Origin of the sequence: Streptomyces sp. NPDC051555 (assembly GCF_044454405.1) — a bacterium.
Taxonomy (GTDB): domain Bacteria; phylum Actinomycetota; class Actinomycetes; order Streptomycetales; family Streptomycetaceae; genus Streptomyces.
Window position 1 is genome coordinate 1 of record NZ_JBITDP010000116.1, and the last position, 1,406, is coordinate 1,406.

The following is a 1,406-nucleotide window of genomic DNA, read 5'->3' on the forward strand; positions in this document are numbered from 1 at the left end:
GGTCATGTCCCTTGACGTGGTGTAACTGATCATTCGGCAGTGCCGGGCAGGCAGGTGCTGTTGTCCGGATAGAGGTTGTCCATGCTTTCGATGGAGAGGTAGCGCCGGGGGAAGGCGATCCACTCGTCGTGGAGCTCGACGAGGACGGCCGTGGCCAGGCGGGTGACGGCGGCGGTGTTCGGGAAGACCTGGACGACATCTGAGCGTCGCTTGATCTCCCGGTTCAGACGTTCGAGCGGGTTGGTCGACTGGATTTTCTTCCAATGCTGGTTGGGGAAGTCCGCGAACGCGGTCAGGTCCTCCTTCGCCCCCAGCAGCATCTCCTTGACCTTGGGGAACTGGCGGCTGAGCATGTCCGCGACGGTATCGAGCTGGGCCCGGACCGCATCGGCGGTCGGCTGGGCGAAGACCGTGCGGATCGTCGCGGCGACCATCTCCGCGGACCCCTTCGGGATCACCGAGAAGACGTTGCGGACGAAGTGGACACGACAGCGCTGCCAGGCCGCACCGAGCATGACTTTACGGATGGCCTTGACCAGGCCGCTGTGGCTGTCGGAGATGACCAGGCGGACACCGCTCAGACCGCGCTCGCGCAGCGAGCGAAGGAACTCGGTCCAGAATGCCTCCGTCTCGCTGTCGCCGACCATGACGCCGAGGACTTCACGGCCGCCGTCCTCGGTGACACCGGTCGCGATGACGACGGCCTGGGACACGATCTGATGGTCGACGCGGGCCTTGACGTAGGTGGCGTCGAGGAAGACGTACGGAAACCGGAGGTGGTCCAGCGGCCGGTTGCGGAAGGCGTCGAGCTGTTCGTCGAGGCCGGCGCAGATCCGGGAGACCTCGCTCTTCGATATGCCGGTGTCCGAGCCGAGGGCTTTCACCAGGTCGTCGACCGAGCGGGTCGACACCCCGTGGACGTAGGCCTCCATGACGACCGCGTAAAGAGCCTGGTCGATGCGGCGCCGGCGTTCCAGCAGGCTGGGGAAGAAGCTCCCGGCCCGCAGCTTGGGGATCGCGAGTTCCAGGTCTCCGGCCTGTGTGGTCACGGTCTTCTCCCGGTGGCCGTTGCGCCAGGTGGTGCGGGTGTCGGTCCGCTCGCCCCACTCCGCACCGATCCGGGCGGTGGCCTCGGCCTCGACCAGTTCCTGGAGCAGCCTTTCGGCGACTTCGCGGACGAGTTCAAGACCATCCGCTGAACGTAGTGACTCAAGCAGGCGAAGTAGGTCATGCTGGGACAAGGCCACCGGGCACCCCCTTGGAACGAACTGGCAGTTCACCAAGGACAGTTGCACGGTGGCCTGCCCCGTTTCAGGGAGCATTCACCAGCAGCCGATGCACGCGAGGGCACACAAGCGGCGCACTTCCCAGCCAAGATCCGTTACACCACTCCGTGGGACGCCATC

General features: G+C 65.6%; 1 protein-coding gene. It reads right to left on the bottom strand.

Annotated elements, in window-relative coordinates; translation table 11 throughout:
- Positions 1 to 29 precede the first annotated feature (29 nt).
- The gene (locus ACIBEA_RS44585) at positions 30 to 1,241 is read right to left on the bottom strand and encodes an IS256 family transposase (RefSeq protein WP_399270309.1); all 1,212 of its coding nucleotides are present in this window, start codon (positions 1,239 to 1,241) and stop codon (positions 30 to 32) included.
- Positions 1,242 to 1,406: the final 165 nt, after the last annotated feature.